This is a genomic window from Streptomyces sp. P9-2B-2 (assembly GCF_030406865.1).
GTDB classification, from domain to species: Bacteria; Actinomycetota; Actinomycetes; order Streptomycetales; family Streptomycetaceae; genus Streptomyces; species Streptomyces platensis.
Map to the genome: position 1 here is coordinate 7,466,014 of NZ_CP129126.1, position 21,334 is coordinate 7,487,347.

Consider the following 21,334-nt stretch of genomic DNA (forward strand, 5'->3'; position numbering starts at 1 on the left):
CGCGAGACTCCTGAGGGTGTTCCCCTGAGGGCAGGGGAGAAGTGACGACTGAGGGGTATCCGCGGGCGCGGGGCCTGTGATCACCGCGGCAGAAATGCGGCAGGGTGGCCGCGAGGAGCCGCAGCGCCATGGCAGCGCCGGCGGTGCGGGAGCTGCGGCGAGAGCCCTGTCCCGGGGCCTTGCCGTGTGCTCCGTACTGTGTCGTGCTGTGCCGAACCGACTTCACTCTGTGGCGGCTGCGTCACCAGGCCGCCCGAGCAGTGGTGCTGCTCGTTCCAGCAGGTTAACCGGTGAGTAACCAGAGCGCCAGGGGTAGCAGGGGTCACTAGGCTGTGGCGCGGGCCACGTCGCGGGAACCGGGGCGGCCCGGCGGGAGGGGAGCGGCAAATGGAAGAGGAATTCCACGAGTTGACCGACCGGGTGCGGGCCGAACTCCGCTCCCCACAGGATCTGGTCGCCTACGAGCGGCTGCTCGGGCTGGCCCGCAAGAACACCCCGGCCGGACGCGAGGAACTGGCCCGGATGCTGGTCGCCGTCGAACGTCCGCTGTGGGCCCGGGAGATCGCCGCCTTCGTCCTCGGCTGCGCCGGCGACAAGCGGGCCTTCGAGACGCTCGTGCTGTTACTGAACTACCGCGAACCGGTGCGCTGCGCCACCGCCGCACATGCGCTGGGCCGGCTCGGCGACCCCCGCACCGCCCGCGCCGCGGCCGCGCTCGCCACCAACCCGCTGCGTACCGCCTACGCCCTGCACCCGGTCCGGCTGCTCGCCGAACTCCGCGCCCCGCAGTCCGTCCCCGCGCTCATCGCGACCCTGGAACGGCTGCTGACCCCGCACAACCCCTACTGGCGGGTGGCACTCGCCTGCGTAGAGGGCCTCGGCGCCCTCGGCGACCGCCGCGCCGTCCCCGTCCTCACCGCCGCCGTCACCCACCCCCGCCTGGCGGCCGCCGCGGCGGCGTCCCTGGCGCGGCTCGGGGTGCATGAGGAGGTCCCGGCGGGGGACGGTGCGGCGCCGGAGGGCGCGGCCTCGGGCGGGGGCGAGGTGGAAGGGGCCTCGGCGGACGGGACGTAGGCGGCGGGCCGGGCGTAAGCGTGGCGGGCGGGGCGTAGGCGGGCGCCGGGGTGAGCCGATCGGCCCGCCCCGCGACACAAGGACGCCGAGCCGCGCCGGCCCCCGATTGTCAGTGCCGGGGTCTATAAGTGGTGACCATGACCGCAACGCCCTTGCACTGGAAGCTCGTCGTCGACGCCCACGACCCGCACGCCCAGGCCGACTTCTGGGCGGCCGCCCTCCACTACGAGCTCGAGGACCACAGCACTCTCATCGCCAAGCTCCTCGACCTCGGCGCCATCCCGCCCGCGATCCTCCTCGACCACCACGACCGGCGCGCCTGGCGGGACGCGGCGGCCGTACGCCACCCCGACGACCGGTACGACCCGGAGACCGGCACGGGCCTGGGACGCCGACTCCTCTTCAACCGCGTCCCGCCCGAGGAGAAGAAGACAGCCAAGAACCGCCTGCACATCGACCTGCACGGCCCCACGGGCGAACGGGACACCGAGGTCGAACGCCTCCGTGCCCTCGGCGCCCGGGTGGAGCGCCACATCAAGGAACCGGGCGGCGAGTGGGTGATCATGACGGACCCGGAGGGGAATGAGTTCTGTGTGCACTAGGGCGGCGTTCCGCCCCCACCGACCAGCGACCGCCGATAACGCAGTTCCGGGACGCTGCTGCCGCCCACGTCGGATGACTCCTCGGCGCCGTCCGGGGTGAAACCGGCCCGTTCGTAGAAGCGCTGGGCGCGGGTGTTGCCGCGTACGACCCACAGGTAGAGCGTGTGGAAGCCGTGGGCCCGGGCGCGGGTGGTGCCGGCGGTCAGCAAGGTGTGGCCGATGCCGGTGCCGATCAGGGTGGGGGTGACGTAGAGGGCGAGGAGTTCGCCCGCGGTCGGCCGGGGGGCGGGCAACTCCGCTGCTCCCGGGGCGATATCGGGGTCGCGGGCCGGGCCGACGCATGCCCAGCCGACGACGTCGCCGTTCCGCTCGGCCACCAGGTCCGAGACCTCCGGCGACCGGCGCGCGAACCATGAGCGGCGCTGCTCGGTGTCCGCCGTCACGCTCATCGCGTCCAGATACGCCTGGGGCATCAGCCCGCGGTAGGCCGTCTGCCAGCCGTGGACCCGCACCGCGGAGACCGCTTCGATATCGGCTGCGGTCATTTCGCGTACCCGTACGGGGGGCGGCGGCTGTGTGGGGGCGCGTCCGGAAGTCCTCTCGGTCCGATTCATGGGGGAGAGGTTAGGGCCTGGCCCCAGGGGGCCCTCAAGGGGAATTCTGCGGAGGGGAGCGCGGGAGCCGCTTGACCTTGACCCAGGGGGCAGGGTTCGAGACTCGCGGCATGGAACAGCTGGAACAGGCAGGGAACTCCGGGCCGCGCGGGTCCGGAACGCATCGCAGGGTGGTGATCGTCACCGGCGCGGGGACCGGCATCGGGCGGGCCATCGCGCACGCCTTCGCGGCGGAGGGGGCGCGGGTGCTGGCGGTGGGGCGCCGGACCGGGCCGCTGGCGGAGACGGCGGCGGGGGCCGGTACCGGGGGCGGCGAGATCGTGCCGTACGCCGCCGACATCACCGCGGACGGGGTGCCCGAGGAGCTCGTCAGCCACGCGGTCGAGACGTTCGGCCGGCTGGATGTGCTGGTCAACAATGCCGCGGTGGTGGGCAGCGGGGCGCTCGGCAGCTTCACCAAGGAGGGGATGGGGCCGCTGCTGGCGACGAATCTGGTCGCGCCGGTACTGCTGACCCAGGCGGCCGTTCCTCCTCTGGAGCGGACCGGCGGGGTGGTGGTCAACATCAGCACCTCGGTCGGTCAGCGGGGCTGGCCGGGCAACGGTGTCTACGCCGCGACGAAGACCGGCCTCGAACTCCTCACCCGTAGTTGGGCGGTGGAGCTGGCGCCGCGCGGCGTACGGGTGGTCGCGGTCGCGCCCGGGGCGATCGAGACCCCGATCGCCCGGCATCAGGGATGGTCCCCGGAACAGCGGGAGGCCCTACGGGAGTGGCAGATCGCGCACACGCCCATGGGACGGGTGGGCAGTCCGGAGGAGGTGGCCTGGGCCGTCACCCGGCTCGCCGCGCCGGAGGCGTCGTTCGTGACCGGGGTGGTCCTCCCGGTCGACGGGGGAGCGGTGGTCGGCTGACTGGTGGTGGGCTGAGTGGTGGTGGGCTGAGCGGTGGTCGGCCGACCGGCGAGGTGGGACCGGGGCGGGGCCCGGCCGTCCGGCCCCGTCCTGGTAGAAACGGTGCCGGACGGGGAGGTGGGCCGGTGCGGATCGGGGAGCTGGCGCAGATCACGGGGGCGTCGCCGCGGGCGCTGCGCAACTACGAGCGCGAGGGGCTGATCGCCTCGGAGCGGATGGCGAACGGCTATCGCGTCTACGACGAGCGCGCGGCCGTACGGGTCCGCAATATCCTCCACCTCCTGGCAGCCGGGCTCACACTCGCCGACGTCCACTGCTTCTCGCCCTGCCTGGACGGCGATATGACCACCGCAGCGCCCTCACCCGAGGGGCTGCGGATCGCCCGGGCGCGGCTCGCCGTCATCGAGGAGCGGATCGCCGCGCAGTCAGCGGTCCGCGACCGGCTGGCGCGGGCCCTGGAGCCGGTGCCGGGCACCCCCGCCTGAGAGCCGCGTCCGGGTCATATCAGGGTCAACTGGGTCGGTTCCCCGGGGTGGTGGGCCTCGTCGCCGGGACTTCCGGCCGGTTCGGGAGCGGCGTCCGGCGGCGGGATCCGGCGGGCCTCGCCGGACCGGGCGGGCCCGATGCCGTACTCCGCGGCGAGTTCATGGACCTGGCGGGTGATCCGGCGCTGGTACCACTTGGGGGCGTAGGCGCCGTCCCCGTACATCGTGGTGTAGCGCCGCACCAGATGCGGGTGGTGCTGCCCCAGCCACGCCATGAACCATTCGCGGGCGCCGGGCCGCAGATGCAGCACCAGCGGGGTGACGGACCCGGCGCCGGCCTCCGCGATGGCCCGGACCGTGGCCCGCAGCTGGTCCGGGGCGTCCCCTAGGAACGGGATCACCGGCGCCATCAGCACACCGCACGGGATGCCGTGCGCGGTGAGCGTGCGCACCACGTCCAGCCGGCGGTCGGGGGCAGGCGTGCCGGGCTCGACCGTGCGCCACAGCTCGCGGTCCAGGAAGCCGACGGACACCGAGATGCCGACGTCGGTGACCGCGGCGGCCTGCTGGAGCAGCGGCAGATCGCGCAGGAGGAGCGTGCCCTTGGTGAGGATCGAGAACGGGTTGGCGTGATCGCGCAGGGCCTCGATGATGCCGGGCATCAGGCGGTAGCGGCCCTCGGCGCGCTGATAGCAGTCGACGTTGGTGCCCATGGCTATGTGGTCACCGCGCCAGCGCCGCCCGGCCAGCTCGCGGCGCAGCAGCTCGGGGGCGTTGACCTTCACCACGATCTGCGAGTCGAAGCCCTGGCCGGTGTCCAGGTCGAGGTAGCTGTGCGTCTTGCGGGCGAAGCAGTAGACGCAGGCGTGGCTACAGCCGCGGTAGGGGTTCACGGTCCATTCGAACGGCATCCGGGAGGCGCCCGGGACACGGTTCACGATCGAGCGGGCGCGCACCTCGTGAAAGGTGATCCCTTGGAACTCGGGGGTGTCGATCGTCCGGCTGACCACATCCGCGCCGAACAGCGCGGACGGGCTTTCGCCGAGATTGTCCCAGCGCATCGGGCCTCCTTCTGGATCCTGCCGAGCCCCCGTTCGTCATAATAGAACAGATGTTCCCTTGCGGCTCGGCGGCCCCGAATTTGGGCGCGTCGCCGAGGGGTGGTTGGCTTGGCGGCGCATCGCAGGACCGGCAGCCGAGTACTGGAGGAAGACACACATGGGGCAGGTCGAGGCCATCACGCAGCGCGAGATCGCGGCGGACCCGGAGGACGTGTTCGACGCGCTCGCCGACTACTCCGGCACGCGCCCGCAGCTGCTGCCCGAGCACTTCAGCGAGTACGAGGTCCGCGAGGGCGGCGACGGCAAGGGCACCCTCGTCCACTGGAAGCTCCAGGCCACGAGCAAGCGGGTGCGCGACTGCCTGCTGGAGATCGACGAGCCGACCGACGGCCAGCTCGTGGAGAAGGACCGCAACTCCTCGATGGTGACCACCTGGGTCGTCACCCCGGCCGGTGAGCGGCGCGCCAAGGTCGTCGTCACCACCACCTGGCAGGGCGCCGGCGGTATCGGCGGCTTCTTCGAGCGGACCTTCGCCCCCAAGGGGCTCGGCCGGATCTACGACACCCTGCTGGCCAACCTCGCCGCCCACGTGGAGAAGTGAGCGGCAGTCACTTCCGTCACCCGGCATGCATGCCGTCACACTCACCGGTTCGGGTGGTTTCCGGTGAACCGAAGTGTGCGGCCCGCCGGAGCACTTCGGTACGGAAAGCCCTGATGGGAGCCCAATAGGCGTCCCGGGCACCGTACTTGACGTCCGGTCCCGCCCCGCCCGCACCCCTTTGCCGCGCTTGAACCGTGTTGTCGCCCAATGCGAGAACTTGGGCGGCAACAGGCGTGACGAGGGGAGCAGCACGTGGGCGGGACCACCTTGGGCGAGCGGGTCGGGCGAACCGATCCGGGCGTATCCGGTGCGGATGTGGGACCGGCACCGGAAGCGGAAGCGGCTTCGCATGCGGGCCTGGCTGCGGCTGCGGCTGCGGCTTCGCGTCCGGCTCCGAGGCCGGCTCCGAGTCCGGCTTCTGCGGCTTCGAAGTCGGCTCCCGCGCTGATCCCGGCTCCGGGCCGGGCTCCGGCACCGGCTCCGGGCCCGGCTCCCACCGCGAGCGCCGAGCCCGTGGCGCCCGGCCCCGGCGCGCCGGCCCCGGTCAGCCCCCGCCGCACCCGTCTCGTCTTCGTCGGCCTGATGTCGGCGCTGCTGCTCGCGGCCCTCGCCCAGACCATCGTCGCCACCACGCTCCCGAAGATCGTCGGTGAGCTGCCCGGTCAGGGCGCGATGTCCTGGGTGGTGGCCTCCTACCTGCTCGCCTCGGCCCTCGGACTGCCGCTCCACGGCAAGCTCGGTGACCACTTCGGCCGGAAGTCCGCCCTCCTCTTTGCCCTGCTCCTCTTCACCACGGGCTCGGCGCTGGCCGGCTGGTCCCGCACTCTGGACGAACTGATCGCCTTCCGGGCCGTCCAGGGCGTGGGTGGCGGCGGACTGATCATCGGCGTCCTGGCGATCGTCGCCGACATCGTCGCGCCACGGGCCCGCGGCCGCGCCATGGGCCTGATCGGTGCCGCCTTCGGTCTCGCCGCCGTCGCCGGCCCCCTGATCGGCGGCTTCTGCGTCGACCATGCCTCCTGGCGCTGGTGCTTCTCCCTCCATGTCCCGTTCGGCGTGCTGGCGTTCCTGGTCATCGCCTGTGTGCGGAAGCTGCCCCGGCCCGCGCGGCGCGGCCGGCCGGACATCGCCGGGGCGCTGCTGCTCGCCGCGTTCTCCATCTTCCTGGTCCTGCTGGCAAGTTGGGGCGGTAGCACCTACGCCTGGGACTCGCGGGTCGTCCTCGGCCTGGGTGCCGGTGCGCTCGGCACCGCCCTGCTGTTCCTGGCAGTCGAGTACTTCGCCGCCGCACCGCTCATCCCGCTGCGGCTGTTCCGCGACGCGGTCTTCCACGTCACCGGCCTGGTCGGCGCCGCCGTCGCCATCGCGCTCTTCGGCGCCGCCAGCTGTCTGCCGACCTCCCTGAGCTATCTGCCGACCTTCCTCCAGCGGGTCGACGGCACCACGGCGACCGAGTCCGGGCTGCTGATGCTGCCCCTGCTGGGCGGCATCGTCGTCGCCTCCCTCGTCTCCGGCCAACTCATCAGCCGCACCGGCCACTACAGGGCCTTCCCGGTCCTGGGGTGCGCGATGGCGGCGGCGGGGATGTGGCTGCTCTCGCGGATGCAACAGGGCGCCACACGGGCGGACTTCAGCCTCTGGACGGGCCTCCTCGGCCTCGGTATCGGCTGCGTTCTGCCGGTGCTGGTGCTCGCCGTGCGGAACTCCGTACGCGCCACCGAACCCGGCACCGCGACCGGCGCCCACCTCTGCTTTCGGCGGATCGGCGGCAGCGTCGGCGCGGCCCTCTTCGGCATCCTCCTCGCCGACCGGCTGGCCCGCCGGCTCGACGGTCGGCCGGCGTCGGCACAGCTGCCCGATCCGGAGTCGATCACCCCGCAACTGCTGCGTGCGCTGCCCGCCTCGCTGCGCGACAGCTCGCTCGCCGCGTACGCGGACGCCATGCCAAGGATCTTCGTCTACCTCGTGCCGGTGCTCGTCCTGGGCCTCGTGCTCGCCTTCTTCCTGAAAGAGAAACCCCTGGTGTCCCACGCCCCTCATGCTCCGCAGGCCACTCCGTCCCCGCAGATGTCGTACGGCGACCCGGCCGACCCCACCCCCGTACCGCAGGCGCGTACCACCCCGGACCCGACCGCCGTCAACTCTCCGGACGCCGGCGCCTCTTATGCCCGCGCGCACAGCTACGCCGCCAACGGACACACCGCCGGCGGACCCACCCCCAACGGCCACGCGGCCAACCGACACACCGCCAACCGACACGCCACCGCCATGGCCGGCCTCCCGGTCTGCGGCACCGTCCAGCACCACGACGGCAGCATCGTGCCGCGCGCCGCACTCACCCTCATCGATGTCGCCGGCCGGCAGATCGGCCGCGGTGCCACCGGAGAGGACGGCCGGTACGCGCTGAGCACACCGGGCGCCGGTTCCTATGTGCTGATCGCGGCGGCAGGCGGCCATCAGCCGCAGGCGGTCACCGTCACCGTCGGCGAGCGGCCGGTCGAGCTGGATGTCGTGCTCGGCGGCGCGGGTCGGCTCGCGGGCACCGTCACCACCGCCGACGGCACCCCCGTACGGGATGCCATGGTCACCCTCACCGATGTACGCGGCGAGGTCGTCGCCACCACCCGCAGCGGGCGCGAAGGCGGCTATGTCATCGGGGAGTTGGTGGCCGGTGAGTACACCCTGGCCTCCAGCGCCCCGGCGTTCCGCCCCGCCGCGCTGCCGGTGACCGTCCAGGCGTCCCGGGAGACCCGCCAGGACGTCGAACTCGCCGGTGGCGCGGTGCTCCGCGGGACCGTACGGGCCGGCGGCGGGCGCCCCGTCGAGGACGCCAGGGTCACCCTGCTGGACGCCGCCGGGAACGTCGTCGACACCGCGACCACCGGGCCCGACGGACTGTTCCGCTTCGTGGATCTGTCGGCCGGCGAGTACACCGTCATCGCCGCCGGATACCCGCCGGTGGCCACCGTCCTCCAGGTCGCCGGTGGCGGCCGCACCGAACGCGACCTCCAGTTGGGGCACGAGGACTGAACGGGCGACGGTCGGCCGGACGGCAGTGACTCTGACGTCACGTCATATACGCCTGCCATCAGGGGAGATGGAGTGCGGCTGTCGCTCCGAGCACATCGAGGGCCGCCTGATCGCCTCCGGGATGCGGGACTTCAAGGTCAGCTTCCCGGCCCCGGCCTTACCTGGTGCGAATGAGTTGCGCTCGATCGGCGTCCCCGTGCTCGCACTGATCGCCGGGAAGAGCATCGTGCATGACGCCGGGAAGGCCGCGGCCCGCGCCCGCACCCTGCGCGAGAGCACCGTGGAGATCTGGCCGGAGGCCTCCCACGCGATCAACGGGGAATACCCGGAGCGGCTTGCGGAGCGGGTGCACGCCTTTCTCGACGGGGTGCACGGGCACCGTCAGGGCTGACCCGTAAGGGAGGCGGGGGCCGCACCGAAACGCAGCTTGGTGATGAGCGGGCGGTCCGTGCGGAGCAGGGGCACGGCCGCGGCGCACGGAGCGAGATGGCCGAGGAAGCCGCGGCCCCTGGGGAGCGGCACCTCGGACACCTCACTGATCGCCGGATGGGCCTGCCACAGCTGCTTCCGGTCGGCCGCGTCCATGCCCCAGGGCATCGGGGGCAGCCGATGGCCGCCCGACCGCTTCGCGCGGGTGTGGGTGCGGGTGCTGAACCGCCGGGAGACGGTGTCAAACACCATCCCCCCGCCGGGGAACGCATCGGCGCACGCCGCGATCAGCCGGGTCACCTGCGCGGGCTGGAGATACATCAGCAGCCCCTGCGCGGTCACCAGGACGCCGCGCGAGGGATCGATGCCCGCCATCCATCGGCTGTCGCGGGCGTCGCAGGCCACCAGGCGCTGCCGCTCGCCGTGGGGCAGCAGGCGCCGCCGCAGCGCCAACGGGTCGTCCAGGTCGACGGTCACCCACTGGGCCCGGCCGTTGTCCACCCGCCAGAACTGGGTTTCCAGGCCCTCGCCGAGAGCGACCACGGTGCCGTCCGGGAATTCGGCGAGGAACGCGCGCACCGCGCGGTCGAACCCGAGGGCCCGCAGGGCGACGGCCTGCGCCATCCAGGGCCGGGCCGCGCCCAGCCGCTCCTGGAAGGGGAATGCGATCTCGGCGACGAGCTGCACGGCGCGTGGATCGGGCAGCACGGTGTCCGGGCGGGCGGCCTCGGCGGCACGGTGATGGAGCGTCCACAACGCCGTCTCGGGCACGCCCTCCAGGTCTGCCTTGACGCGGCCTGGCGCCGAATTCCTCCCGGAGTGCGGTGTGGGCTGGTGAGCCGGCGGCGCGTACGCCTGCCGGACCAGTGGCTGCACGGTCTCGCTCATGCGGCGTTGATATCCCGGACCCGTCCCGTACGGGGCCGTTCGGGGTGCCGGTCACCCGGGGGAGTGCAAAGTCGTACCGCTGCGTCGGACGGCGGAAGCGGCGCCGACCGCGGCCGGATGCCCGCAGTGCGGCTCGCGAACGGCTCGTCCGCCCGGTCAACAGCCCCTGCACGGGCGGCCCGTAGGGATTTCCGCCCCGGTCTCCCGGAGGAATCCGCCGCGGAAACAAGGGGGATGGGGAAGCCATGGCAGTAGCGGTGCGACGGCTGCCGACTTCACCGGCTGGTACGGGGACCGGACCGACGAGCTCGTCGACACCCTGATAGGCGCCAATGGCCGTCTGCCGCACGGCTTCCCGGCCGCCCCGTACCCCGCCACCCGCCCGACCCCGCCGGGCCGGAGGTCAGTGCGTCAGGTCGCGGTGGATGACGCGGGCGGCGCGTTCGACGGTGGTCACGCCGTCGTTCATGGTGTGGCTGCCGGTGGAGAGGACGGCCATGCCGTAGTCGTTGCCGTGGCCGTTGAAGGTGCCGACGCTGTTCACCCGCCAGCCGTTGGTCTTGCGCGGCAGCCAGCCGTTCTTGACGTGTACGGAGGTGCCGCCGGGGGCACCGGCGGGGACACCCCAGCGCTGGTCGGGGACGACCCGGTGCATCAGGTCGAGGGCGTAGCCGCGGGAGGCGGCGGTGAGTACGCGGTTGTCCGTGGTGAGCAGCTCCATCAGTTTGAGCTGGTCACCGGCGGTGATCTGGGTGAGGCCCCAGGCACCGTGCGGGCCGGGGACGGTGTGCCGCATACCGGCCAGGGACAGGAAGTGCTGGACACCGGCCGGGCGGACCCGGCGCCAGAGCGCGGTGGTCGCGTCGTTGTCCGACTTGGTGATCATGGCGGTGGTGAGCCGCGCCTCGTGCGGGGTCAGCTTGCGGTGCGCCTCCTGGGTCTGCCGCAGCAGGGCCGCGAGCACCGTGACCTTCACCACACTCGCCGAGTCGAAGTGGGCGCCGGCCTGGAACTCGCAGTGGGTCCGGGTGCGCCGGTCGTAGATCGCCAGCGCCGAGGCGCCCTCCCGCCCGTGGAGGGCGTCGGCGATGTCCTCGGACAGCGTGGGCGCCAGGCCCGGCTGCTGCGAGGTGCACACGACCTTGGAGCCGTCCACCGGCGTGCTGGCGGAGCCGGCCGCGGCCGGGGTCGCCGTGGTGAGCACCGTGAGCAGCGATCCGGCAGCCACGACCGCGGCCAGCCCGCGGCGTGCGCAGGTCGATATGCGTGATCCGTGCATGGAGGTGGTGTCCTGTCCCGCTGTGTATCGGAGGCTGTGCCGTCGGGCGGCCGGCCTCGTACGACCGGCGCTGCCGGGTCACCGCGGCCGTGCGGCCGGCCGGTGTCCCGCTTCATGGGTCACGGCGACGATACGTGGCGGGGGTGGGGCACCCCGGGCGAGATGGGTGGTTTGTCCGTATTTGTGGGGTGGGTTCCGAGTGTGAGATTCGCCAAAATCAGGGGCGAATCCGGGCAGGTCGCTAGCGGCGTGGCAGGGCCTTGCGGGGGTTGGGGGCGGCGCGTGGTCGGCGGGTGGCGGCCGATCGGCGCCGTCGGGTGGCGGCCATCAGCTGGCGGCTGCGGAGGGCCATCTCGATCTCGAAGCGGGTCCGTGGGTCCCGGAGGCGGGCGCCGAACAGCTTCTCCAGCTGGCGCATCCGGTAGCGGACCGTCTGCGGGTGGATGCTGAGCGCCTTCGCCACCTCCGGAGCGCCCATGCCGCCGAGCCAGGCGAGCAGGGTGGCCTCCAGGCGCTCGCACCGCTCCGGCGTGAGCCCCGCGAGCGGGCGCAGACGGCGGGCGATCAGGGTGTGGGTCAGCGACTCGTCCTGGAGGAGGACGAGCGAGGAGAGGTGGTCGTCGACGAACACCACTCCGGCCTCGGGGCCGTCGTGCGCGGACGCCAGATCCAGCAGCCGGGTCGCGGCACGTACCGAGGAGGAGGCCTCCGCCGGCGGCACCGCGTGACCGACCACCGCGGCGCGATGGCGCAGGACACCCTTCAGCCGGGCCCGGCCGCTCTTGCCGTCGGCCAGCGACGCGGGGATCAGCAGACCCGGCGGTTCGCCCGGTGCACTGACGAGGCAGTCGCCCAGCGCGGACGCCACCAGATGGATGTCGGTGTCGGTGCGCAGCATGACCGCGCGCACCTTCTCGGGCAGTGGACGGCCGGACCGCAACACGTCCTCGATCAGCCGGGCCACCTGCTGGTGACCGCCCCGCTCGATGACTTCCTTGAAGCTCGGGTTGCGATCGCAAAGGGACTGCGCGATCAGTTCGGTCAAGATCGCGAGTTGGCCTTCGCTGTCGGCTCGGGTGTCACCGCATTGCGGTAACCGGACGCCATTGAGTGCCTCGCTCACCATTCTTGCCTCGGTTTCCTTGCGTGGGAAGCTGGTCCGGCCTGTTGTACCTCACCTGGCATGTGCCGTCGGCAGCTGACAGAACTCGTTCAGAAGTCCTTACGGATTCCGTCGGAAGTCCTTCCGCTTTGCGACAGAAACTGTGCGAGATGCGGTGGGAGACGAGCGTACCCCCAGCTTCCGCTTGGAAGGAATCGTGGTGCTGAGATGAAGAAGTCGTGGTGTTGGCCACAACAGGGCAGTCCTGGAAGGTGCCGGATGGGGCGTCAGGCCGAGAGCCCTGGTTAGGCTGGGCAAGCCGTCCGGGATCGCCGAAACTGGGGACCGGACGACATCGGGTGTCGTGCGTACCGCCCCCTAGCTGCGACGGGACTGGTGCAGGTGAAGATCCTCATCTCCGCGGACATGGAAGGTGCCACGGGCGTGACCTGGCCGGCAGATGTGCTGCCGGGAACACCCCAGTGGGAGCGCTGCCGCCACATGTTCACGTCCGACGTGAATGCGGCGATCGCCGGATTCTTCGACGGCGGCGCGGACGAGGTGCTGGTCAACGAGGCGCACTGGACGATGCGCAATCTGCTGCTGGAACAGCTCGACGAGCGCGCGCAGATGCTCACCGGGCGGCACAAATCGCTCAGCATGGTCGAGGGGGTGCAGCACGGAGACGTCGACGGGATCGCCTTCGTCGGCTACCACACCGGCGCGGGCACCGAAGGCGTCCTCGCGCACACCTACCTCGCCAACACCCTCACCGGCGTCTGGGTCGACGGCACCCGCGCGAGCGAGGGCTATCTGAACTCCCTGGTGGTGGCCGAGTACGGGGTCCCCGTGGTGCTGGTCACCGGCGACGACCGCACCTGCCAGGACGCCCTCGGCTACGCCCCGCAGGCGCCCGGGGTGGCGGTCAAGGACTATGTGTCGCGCTATGCGGCGGTCTGCCGGCCGCCGGCCCGTACCGCGGCCGAGATCCGGGCCGCCGCCCATAAGGGAGCGGCGCTGGCGGTGCGTCAGGAACCGTCCCGGCGCGGCCCGTTCCGCTTCGAGCTGGAATTTGACGCCGAACACCTGGTGGGCGCGGCCACCTGCGTGCCGGGCGTGGAACGATGCGGGGAGCGCCGCATCGCGTACACCGGTCAGAACATGTACGAGGCCATCCGGTGCTTCAAGGCGGTGACCACCGTCGTGTCGTCTGCCGTGGAGGAACAATATGGCTGAGGTGGACTTCGCCGGGCAGCCCGGGACCGGGCAGGACCCCGGCGTGGACCAGCAGGCGCTCGACGAGGTGGTGCGGTTCACCTCCGAGCTGATCCGGATCGACACCAGCAACGCCGGTGACGGCGCCTGTCAGGAGCGCCCGGCCGCCGAGTATGTCGCCGAGCGGCTGGCCGGGGCCGGACTGGCGCCCACGCTGCTGGAGCGCAGCAAGGGCCGTACGAATGTGGTCGCCCGTATCGAGGGCACCGATCCCACGGCCGATGCCCTGCTGGTCCACGGCCATCTCGACGTGGTGCCCGCCGAGCCCGCCGACTGGACCGTGCACCCCTTCTCCGGGGAGATCCGCGACGGGGTCGTCTGGGGCCGCGGCGCCATCGACATGAAGAATATGGACGCGATGGTGCTCGCCACGGTCCGCCAGTGGGCCCGCAGCGGCGTGCGGCCGCGGCGGGACATCGTGCTCGCCTTCACCGCCGACGAAGAGGCCAGCGCCGAGGACGGCTCCGGCTTCCTGGCCGACCGGCACCCCGGGCTCTTCGAGGGCTGCACCGAAGGCATCAGCGAGTCCGGGGCCTTCACCTTCCACGCCGGCAACGGGAGGCAGTTGTACCCGGTCGCGGCGGGGGAGCGCGGCACCGCCTGGCTGAAGCTGACCGCCCGGGGGCGGGCCGGGCACGGCTCGAAGGTCAACCGCGACAACGCCGTCAGCCGGCTCGCCGCGGCCGTGGCCCGGATCGGCGCGCACGAGTGGCCGGTCCGGCTCAACCCGACGGTGCGGGCCGCGCTCCGTGAACTCGCCGCGCTGTATGGCGTCGACACCGATGTCGACGCGCCGGACTTCGACGTCGACGCGCTGCTGAGCAGGCTAGGCAGGGCCGCCGAACTGGTCGAGCCGACCGTTCGCAACAGCGCCAATCCGACGATGCTGGCGGCCGGTTACAAGGTCAATGTGATCCCGGGGACCGCCGTCGCCCATGTCGACGGCCGGGTGGCCCCCGGCGGCGAGGCGGAGTTCCGTACGACCATGGACGCACTCACGGGACCCGGGGTGAGCTGGGAATACCACCATCGCGAGGTCGCGCTGGAGGCCCCGGTCGACTCCCCGACGTTCGCCGCGATGCGGGCCGCGATCGAGCACTTCGACCCGGCCGGCCAGGTCGTGCCGTACTGCATGTCCGGCGGAACCGACGCCAAGCAGTTCTCCCGGCTGGGCATCGCCGGCTACGGCTTCTCCCCGCTGAAGCTGCCCGAGGGCTTCGACTACCAGGCGCTCTTCCACGGGGTGGACGAACGTGTTCCGGTCGAGGGGCTGCATTTCGGGGTCCGGGTGCTCGATCATTTTCTGCGCGCGGTCTGACCGGCCGACGCGTTGCCCGACCGGTGGTGGAGAGGAACGAAGCATGGTGACCACGGCTCCGTACGGCGGCTGGACGTCCCCGATAGATGCCCGGATGGTCGCCGCGCACGACGGCCGGCCGGCCTTTGTCGGGGTCGTCGGCGACGAGGTGTGGTGGACGGAGCCGCGGCCCGGCGAGGGCGGCCGGCGGGCGCTGGTCCGCCGGCGGCCGGACGGCACCGAGGAGTCGGTGCTGCCCGCGCCCTGGAACGTCCGCAGCCGGGTGCTGGAGTACGGCGGCCAGCCCTGGGCCGGTGCCGTCACCGAGCGAGGACCGCTGGTCGTCTTCAGCAACTTCGCCGACCAGCGGCTGTACGCCTACGCACCGGACAGCGACGAGGCGCCGCGCCCGCTCACCCCGCACTCCGGCACCGGTGACGGGCTGCGCTGGGCCGACCCGGTGCTGCGCCCCGAACTCGGGGAGGTCTGGTGCGTCCTGGAGGAGTTCACCGGCGACCGGCCGACCGATGTGCGCCGGGTGATCGTGGCCGTGCCGCTCGACGGGTCCGCCGCCGAACACCGGGCGTCCGTAAGGGAGTTGAGCGACGACCGGCATCGCTTCGTGACCGGTCCGCGGATCTCCCCGGACGGGCGGAAGGTCGCCTGGCTGGCCTGGGACCACCCCCGCATGCCCTGGGAGGGCACCCTGGCGATGGTCGCCCAGGTCACCGGGAAGGGCGAGTTCGAGGACATCCGGCCGCTCGCCGGCGACCTCGGCCCCGGCGCGCCGCACGGCGGTGCGGCTGGTGAGTCCGTCGCCCAGATCGAGTGGGCGGCCGACGGCTCACTGCTGTTCGTCTCGGACGTCAGCGGCTGGTGGGAGCTACAGCGCCTCGGCCCAGGCGGTGACGCGACGCGCTGCGGTCTGTGCCCGTCCCGGCAGGAGGAGTTCGGCGGGCCGCTGTGGACCGTCGGCCAGCGCTGGTTCCTGCCCCTGGACAACGGCACCCTCGCGGTGATCCACGGCCGGGGCGCCACCTCCCTGGGCATCCTCGACCCGGTGAGCGGCGAACTGGTCGACGCCGCGGGCCCGTGGACCGAATGGGCGCCCAGCCTCGCCGTGCACGGCAGCCGCGTCGTCGGCATCGCCGCCGGTCCGCACAGCTCGTACGAGATCGTCGAGCTGGACACCTGCACCGGACGCGCCCGGGTACTGGCCTGCCGGCACACCGATGTCCTGGACCCCGCCTACTACCCCCGGCCGCAGAGCCGCACCTTCACCGGCCCCGCCGGACGGGACATCCACGCCCACATCTACCCGCCGCACAACCCCGACCACCGCGCGCCCGACGGGGAGCTGCCGCCCTTCGTGGTGTGGGCGCACGGCGGCCCCACCGGCCGGGCCCCGCTGGTGCTCGACCTGGAGATCGCCTACTTCACCACCCGGGGCATCGGCGTCGCCGAGGTCAACTACGGCGGCTCGACGGGCTATGGCCGGGAGTACCGCGAGCGGCTGCGCGGCCAGTGGGGAGTGGTGGACGTCGAGGACTGTGCCGCCGTCGCCCGCGCACTGGCCGACGAGGGCACCGCCGACCGCGCCCGGCTCGCCATCCGCGGCGGCAGCGCCGGCGGCTGGACCGCCGCCGCCTCCCTGACCGCCACCGACCTCTACGCCTGCGGCACCATCAGCTATCCGATCCTGGACCTGACCGGCTGGGCCACCGGCGAGACCCATGACTTCGAGTCGCAGTATCTGGAGTCGCTGGTCGGACCGCTCGCCGAGGTGCCCGACCGCTATCGCGAGCGCTCGCCGCTGCACCGCGCGGACCGGATCACCGCGCCGTTCCTGCTGCTCCAGGGCCTGGACGATGTGATCTGCCCGCCCACGCAGTGCGACCGGTTCCTCGCGGCGGTCGCCGGGCGCGGCATACGGCACGCCTATCTGCCGTTCCCCGGCGAGGGCCACGGCTTCCGCCGCGCGGAGACCATCGTGCGCGCCGTGGAGGCCGAACTCTCCCTCTACATGCAGACCTTCGGCATCACCCGCGGCGATGTGCCGACGCTGGAGCTGCGCGGATGACGGCGGCCCGGCCGGTCCGGCCAGCGCGGCTGCGGCCCGGTGACCGGGTGGCGGTGGTGGCGCCCAGCGGCCCGCTCGTGGCGGAGCGGCTGGACCGCGGGCTGGATGTGCTCCGCGGCTGGGATCTCGACCCGGTCGCCGCGCCCCATGCCCGCGGCACCCATCCCACCCTGGGATATCTCGCCGCCTCCGACGAGGAGCGGGCCCGCGATCTCCAGGACGCGTGGTGCGATCCGTCCGTGAAGGCGGTGTTCGCGGCGCGCGGTGGCTACGGCGCCCAGCGGATGGTCGACCTGCTGGACTGGGACGCGCTCCGTGCCGCGGCCCCCAAACCGCTGATCGGCTTCAGCGATGTGACGGTGCTGCACGAGGCGTTCGCGGTGCGTGCCGGGGTGTCCACCCTGCACGGACCGGCCGTCGCGGGTGAGGTCTTCCTCAAGGACGACGCCACCCGGGACCATCTGCGGCGCACACTGTTCGCGCCGGAGACCGTCCGCACCCTGGTGTCGCCGACCGCCCGGCCGCTGGTGCCGGGCCGGGCCCGCGGGATCACCCTCGGCGGGTGTCTGGCGATGCTCGCCACCGATCTGGGCACCCCGCGGGCCCGGCAGGGCGCGGCGGGCGGGCTGCTCCTGCTGGAGGACGTCGGGGAACCGCCGTACCGCATCGACCGGGCGCTCACCCAACTCCTGCGGGCGGGCTGGCTGGACGGGGTCGCCGGAGTCGTCCTGGGCTCCTGGGCCCGCTGCGGGCCCTACGCGCAGGTGCGGGAGGTGCTGGTGGACCGGCTGGCCGGGCTCGGGGTGCCGGTGGCCGAGGAGTTCGGCTTCGGACACGGCGATTCCGCGCTGACCGTGCCGCTGGGCATCCCCGCCGAGCTGGACGCGACGGCCGGCACACTGACCTTCGAGGCACCGGCAACGGCGTGAGCGCGCACCTGTTTGACGGCAGGTCACCCCTCCACCGTCCAGGGCCTCATGGGGTCTCCACGGCGCCTCTCACCTTTAGACGGCACTGAACGCACGTCCTAACCACGACGCGGGTCCGGAGCGTTGACTTGCCGCTACCCGTGTCACAGCATGAGCGCGCCGCTACCGACTGGTTGGTACGACCTGTGTGGAGGTCCTCGTGCCCAGCGTGTCCCGAGCCGTGTCCCGCCCCGCGCTCCGCAGGTCCCTCGCCCTGCTGGCCGGCTCCGCCCTCGCCGCGCCGCTCTTCCTGACCGCCCCCGCGGTGGCCGCCGCCGACCCGTACACCGTCACCGCGTTGAAGGTCACCGTCCAGACCGGGGAACGCCGCTGCACCGTGGACGCGGACGTCTACCGCCCGGCCGGAGCCGACGCCGCCCACCCGGCGCCCGCCGTGCTGACCACCAACGGCTTCGGCGGCAGCAAGAAGGACGGCTCGACCGACGGCCTCGCCAAGGCCCTCGCCACCCGCGGCTATGTGGCGCTGGCCTACTCCGGGCTCGGCTTCGGCAAGACCGGCTGCCCGATCTCCCTCGACGACCCCGGCATCGACGGCCGGGCGGCGAGCGGGCTGGTCGACCTGCTGGCCGGCGCCCGTACGGCCGACAACGGGACACGTCTCGACTACGTCGCCAAGGACGGGGCGCGCGATCCGCGGGTCGGCATGATCGGCGGCTCCTACGGGGGCGCGATCCAGCTGGCCACCGCCGCCGTCGACCACCGGGTCGACGCGCTGGTCCCGCTCATCACCTGGAACGACCTCTCCTACTCCCTGGACCCGAACAACGCCGGCCGCACCCACGGCGCCACCGGCCCGCTGCCCGGTGCCTACAAGTGGCAGTGGACGAACGGGTTCTTCCTGATCGGCGAGGCGCAGGGGCTGCTGCATCCGCAGTTCGACCCGTCGCGCACCGGCGGCTCCGGCTGTCTGCACTTCGTCGCGCGGGCCTGCGAGACCAAGCGGCTGCTGGACTCCGGGAAGTACCCGGCGCGGCAGACCGACGCCGTGCTCCGCTATGCGCGCAGCGTCTCCCCGGTCTCGTATCTGCCGTCGGTGCAGGCGCCGACGCTGCTCGTGCAGGGCCAGCGCGACAGCCTGTTCAACCTCAACGAGGCCGCCGCGACCTACCGGACCCTCGCCGCGCAGGGCACCCCGGTCAAGATGATCTGGCAGGAATGGGGCCACAGCGGTGGGATGAAGAAGCCGGTGCAGGGTGAACTCAACCTGGCGCAGGGCAACTTGGACACCAGTTACGTCGGCCGGCGCGTCCTGGCGTGGTTCGGCCACTACCTGCGGCACCGGACGGCAACCGGCACCGGGCCGGCCTTCGCCTACCACCGGGACTGGGCGACCGCCGGGTCCGCCTACGCCACCTCGCCCGCCTTCCCGGCGGGCCGCACCCGGCGGCTGTATCTCTCCGGGGACGGCAAGCTCGTCGCGCGGCGCGGTGCGGTGGCGCGCGGCAGCCGGACGTATCGCAATCTGCGGATGGCCACCAGCCACTCGGAGAGTTCGCTGTCCGGGCTGCTGGGGCTGCCGGACGTGGCGCCGTACGACGCCCGGGGCACCTACCTCGGCTGGACGTCACAGCCGGTGGCGGGCGGGCCGCTGGATGTGGTGGGCGCGCCGAAGGTGACGCTGAAGGTCGCCTCGCCGCAGGCCGGGCGGGCACAGCGGTCCGCGGACGCGGCGGACAAGCTGGTGCTGTTCGCCAAGCTCTACGATGTCGCGCCGGACGGCAGGAAGACGCTGGTGCACCGGTTGGTGGCCCCGGCCCGGGTGCCCGATGTGACCCGGCGGTTCACCGTGGAACTGCCGGGCATCGTGCACCGTTACGAGCCGGGGCACCGACTGCGCTTCGTGATCGCCGCGAGCGACGACGCCTATGTCGGCAATCGCGGTGTGAAGCCGGTGACGGTCACCAGTACGCCCGGGGACACCGGGGTCCTCGAACTGCCCGTCACCCAAGGGGTGTTGCGGTAGCGGATGGGGTGGATGCCGTAGGGACAAGTGGAGGGGCGGACGGCTCGGGCGCGCCTCGGGCGCCGGGTGTCAGCCGGGGCCGCGCGCGTCAGCCGGGTCGTCCGCGGGGGTGCTGCTAATCGTCGGTGACCGCAATGGCCTGCACGGGGCAGGCGCGGGCGGCTTCCCGCACCAGCGGGTCGCCCGCGCCGTCCTCGCGGCCGGGCAGCAGCGCACTGAAGCCGTCGTCGTCCTGGGTGAAGACCCCCGGCGCGGTCAGGGCGCACTGGCCGGCGCCGATACAGCGGTCGGTGTCGATCGCGATCCGCATTCCGGACCCCTTTCTCTGGTCTGCCGTCCTGGCTGCTACCAGGCCAGCGGCAGTTCGATCATGCCTTGCAGGGTGTCTCCGTCCTTGAACGGAATCTCGGCGGCCGGTACGGCGAGCCGCAGCTGCGGGATCCTGGTGAACAGCGAGCGCAGCGCGATCTCCATCTCCGCGCGGGCGAGGTTCTGCCCCAGGCACTGGTGGATCCCGAAGCCGAACGCCACGTGATGGCGGGCCGAACGGTCGAGGTCCAGCTCGTCCGGTGCCGGATAGGCGGCCTCGTCCCGGTTGATCAGTGAGGCGGGGAACAGGACCGCGTCGTCGGCGCGGATGACCTGTCCGCCGATCTCGATGTCCTCCGCCGCCACCCGCAGCAGACCGTCCGCGATCGACAGGAACCGCAGCAGCTCCTCGATGGCGGCGGGCATCAGAGTCTCATCGGCCTTGAGCTGCGCCAGCTGCTCGGGGTGCTCCAGCAGGGTGAAGGTGCCGAGCGAGATCATGTTGGCGGTGGTCTCATGACCGGCCACCAGCAGGATCATGGCGAGCCGGACCAGCTCGTCGCGGGTGAGCGCGCCGGTCCGCAGCCGGTCCTCGATCAGCTCGTCCAGCAGCCCGTCGCCCGGCTTCTTCTCCTTGGCGGCGATCAGCCCGGTGAAGTACTCCTCCAGCTTCAGCCGGGCGTCCTCCGCCTCCTCGGCCGACCGGCCGCGCAGGATACGGCGGGACTCCTCCTCGAAGAACTCGTGGTCGGCGTACGGGACGCCGAGCAGTGCGCAGATCACCATCGACGGGACCGGCAGGGCGAACGCGGAGACCAGCTCGGCGGGCGGGCCCTGGTCCAGCATCCGGTCGAGCAGCCCGTCGACGATCCGCTGGATCTCCGGCCGCAGTGCGGCGGTCCGCTTGAGGCTGAAGCTGGGGATCAGCATCCGGCGCTGGGTGTTGTGCTCCGGGTCGTCGACCCCGATCAGCGGTGTCCGGACCCGGCGGATGGCCGCGAAGCGTTCGAACGGGACCGGGAAGGCCGGGTTCTGCCGGTCGGCGGAGAGCCGCTGGTCGGTCAGCAGCGCCCGTGCCTCGGGGTGGCCGGTGACCGCCCACACCTTCCGGCCGTCGTAGAACGTGACATGGCTCAGCGGGCCGGCCTCGCGCAGTGGCTGATAGGCGGCGGGCGGGTGGTAGGGACAGGTGCGGTTCTGAAAGTAGGGGATGGCTTCGGTCACGAAATTCCTCCCGTACGAGTCTCAAGTGGCTCGAGTTGCTCGTGTGTGAGATGGCAACGCTGTGGCGCACCGTGTTCGCCGCGCCGATCTCACCTCATGCCTCGGATACCGGGCATGTCTA

Annotated in this window: 19 protein-coding genes; 12 read left to right on the top strand and 7 right to left on the bottom strand. The window is 72.4% G+C overall.

Annotation, left to right across the window (positions count from 1 at the left end; translation table 11 throughout):
• Positions 1-387: 387 nt before the first annotated feature.
• Both QT196_RS32820 and QT196_RS32825 read left to right on the top strand, forming a co-directional pair.
• Positions 388-1,074: a HEAT repeat domain-containing protein gene (locus QT196_RS32820; protein ID WP_168482331.1), complete on the top strand. Its 687-nt coding sequence runs from the start codon at positions 388-390 to the stop codon at positions 1,072-1,074.
• Between the two features lie 137 nt (positions 1,075-1,211).
• Positions 1,212-1,676, top strand: a complete 465-nt coding sequence (locus tag QT196_RS32825) for a VOC family protein (RefSeq protein WP_168482332.1) — start codon at positions 1,212-1,214, stop codon at positions 1,674-1,676.
• Here QT196_RS32825 and QT196_RS32830 read toward each other — a convergent pair.
• Entirely contained in the window at positions 1,673-2,221 is a 549-nt protein-coding gene (locus QT196_RS32830) for a GNAT family N-acetyltransferase (protein WP_168484143.1), read from the bottom strand. The two genes, QT196_RS32825 and QT196_RS32830, sit on opposite strands and share 4 nt — an antisense overlap.
• Before the next feature lie 179 nt (positions 2,222-2,400).
• Here QT196_RS32830 and QT196_RS32835 point away from each other — a divergent pair, with 179 nt between their 5' ends.
• Both QT196_RS32835 and QT196_RS32840 read left to right on the top strand, forming a co-directional pair.
• The gene (locus QT196_RS32835; RefSeq protein WP_168482333.1) at positions 2,401-3,201 is read left to right on the top strand and encodes an SDR family oxidoreductase; all 801 of its coding nucleotides are present in this window, start codon (positions 2,401-2,403) and stop codon (positions 3,199-3,201) included.
• 125 nt (positions 3,202-3,326) lie between these two features.
• Complete coding sequence (locus tag QT196_RS32840; protein ID WP_168482334.1) at positions 3,327-3,686, top strand: MerR family transcriptional regulator; 360 nt, start codon at positions 3,327-3,329, stop codon at positions 3,684-3,686.
• Positions 3,687-3,700: 14 nt separating this feature from the next.
• Here the strand turns inward: QT196_RS32840 and QT196_RS32845 are convergent, their stop codons facing one another.
• The gene (locus tag QT196_RS32845) at positions 3,701-4,747 is read right to left on the bottom strand and encodes an Rv2578c family radical SAM protein (protein WP_168482335.1); all 1,047 of its coding nucleotides are present in this window, start codon (positions 4,745-4,747) and stop codon (positions 3,701-3,703) included.
• A gap of 157 nt (positions 4,748-4,904) precedes the next feature.
• On the opposite strand from QT196_RS32845, the gene QT196_RS32850 reads away from it, so the two are divergent.
• The 3 genes from QT196_RS32850 (at position 4,905) to QT196_RS32860 (ending at position 8,769) form a co-directional block, all read left to right on the top strand.
• Entirely contained in the window at positions 4,905-5,348 is a 444-nt protein-coding gene (locus QT196_RS32850; RefSeq protein WP_168482336.1) for an SRPBCC family protein, read from the top strand.
• Between the two features lie 582 nt (positions 5,349-5,930).
• Positions 5,931-8,378, top strand: coding sequence for an MFS transporter (locus QT196_RS32855; protein ID WP_290356778.1), 2,448 nt, complete (start codon positions 5,931-5,933; stop codon positions 8,376-8,378).
• 67 nt (positions 8,379-8,445) lie between these two features.
• Complete coding sequence (locus QT196_RS32860; protein WP_266732193.1) at positions 8,446-8,769, top strand: alpha/beta hydrolase; 324 nt, start codon at positions 8,446-8,448, stop codon at positions 8,767-8,769.
• Here QT196_RS32860 and QT196_RS32865 read toward each other — a convergent pair.
• From QT196_RS32865 to QT196_RS32875, 3 genes are all read right to left on the bottom strand, one after another.
• Positions 8,760-9,695: a class I SAM-dependent methyltransferase gene (locus tag QT196_RS32865; RefSeq protein ID WP_168482337.1), complete on the bottom strand. Its 936-nt coding sequence runs from the start codon at positions 9,693-9,695 to the stop codon at positions 8,760-8,762. The genes QT196_RS32860 and QT196_RS32865 overlap by 10 nt on opposite strands.
• Positions 9,696-10,098: 403 nt before the next feature.
• Entirely contained in the window at positions 10,099-10,974 is an 876-nt protein-coding gene (locus QT196_RS32870; protein WP_168482338.1) for a serine hydrolase, read from the bottom strand.
• Between the two features lie 241 nt (positions 10,975-11,215).
• The gene (locus tag QT196_RS32875; RefSeq protein WP_248001414.1) at positions 11,216-12,019 is read right to left on the bottom strand and encodes a PucR family transcriptional regulator; all 804 of its coding nucleotides are present in this window, start codon (positions 12,017-12,019) and stop codon (positions 11,216-11,218) included.
• Positions 12,020-12,478: 459 nt separating this feature from the next.
• Between QT196_RS32875 and QT196_RS32880 the strand changes: the two genes are divergently transcribed.
• From QT196_RS32880 to QT196_RS32900, 5 genes are all read left to right on the top strand, one after another.
• Positions 12,479-13,312, top strand: coding sequence for a M55 family metallopeptidase (locus QT196_RS32880; protein ID WP_168482340.1), 834 nt, complete (start codon positions 12,479-12,481; stop codon positions 13,310-13,312).
• The gene (locus QT196_RS32885) at positions 13,305-14,669 is read left to right on the top strand and encodes a M20/M25/M40 family metallo-hydrolase (RefSeq protein ID WP_290356234.1); all 1,365 of its coding nucleotides are present in this window, start codon (positions 13,305-13,307) and stop codon (positions 14,667-14,669) included. Before QT196_RS32880 ends, QT196_RS32885 begins: the two co-directional genes overlap by 8 nt.
• A 43-nt stretch (positions 14,670-14,712) precedes the next feature.
• Complete coding sequence (locus QT196_RS32890) at positions 14,713-16,728, top strand: prolyl oligopeptidase family serine peptidase (RefSeq protein WP_290356235.1); 2,016 nt, start codon at positions 14,713-14,715, stop codon at positions 16,726-16,728.
• Positions 16,725-17,657, top strand: a complete 933-nt coding sequence (locus tag QT196_RS32895) for an LD-carboxypeptidase (RefSeq protein WP_290356236.1) — start codon at positions 16,725-16,727, stop codon at positions 17,655-17,657. The genes QT196_RS32890 and QT196_RS32895 overlap by 4 nt, the downstream gene beginning before the upstream one ends.
• Before the next feature lie 208 nt (positions 17,658-17,865).
• Positions 17,866-19,680: a CocE/NonD family hydrolase gene (locus tag QT196_RS32900; protein ID WP_290356780.1), complete on the top strand. Its 1,815-nt coding sequence runs from the start codon at positions 17,866-17,868 to the stop codon at positions 19,678-19,680.
• 115 nt (positions 19,681-19,795) lie between these two features.
• Here QT196_RS32900 and QT196_RS32905 read toward each other — a convergent pair whose 3' ends face one another.
• Complete coding sequence (locus QT196_RS32905; protein WP_085922650.1) at positions 19,796-19,990, bottom strand: ferredoxin; 195 nt, start codon at positions 19,988-19,990, stop codon at positions 19,796-19,798.
• Positions 19,991-20,025: 35 nt separating this feature from the next.
• The gene (locus tag QT196_RS32910) at positions 20,026-21,213 is read right to left on the bottom strand and encodes a cytochrome P450 (RefSeq protein ID WP_290356237.1); all 1,188 of its coding nucleotides are present in this window, start codon (positions 21,211-21,213) and stop codon (positions 20,026-20,028) included.
• Between the last annotated feature and the right edge of the window lie 121 nt (positions 21,214-21,334).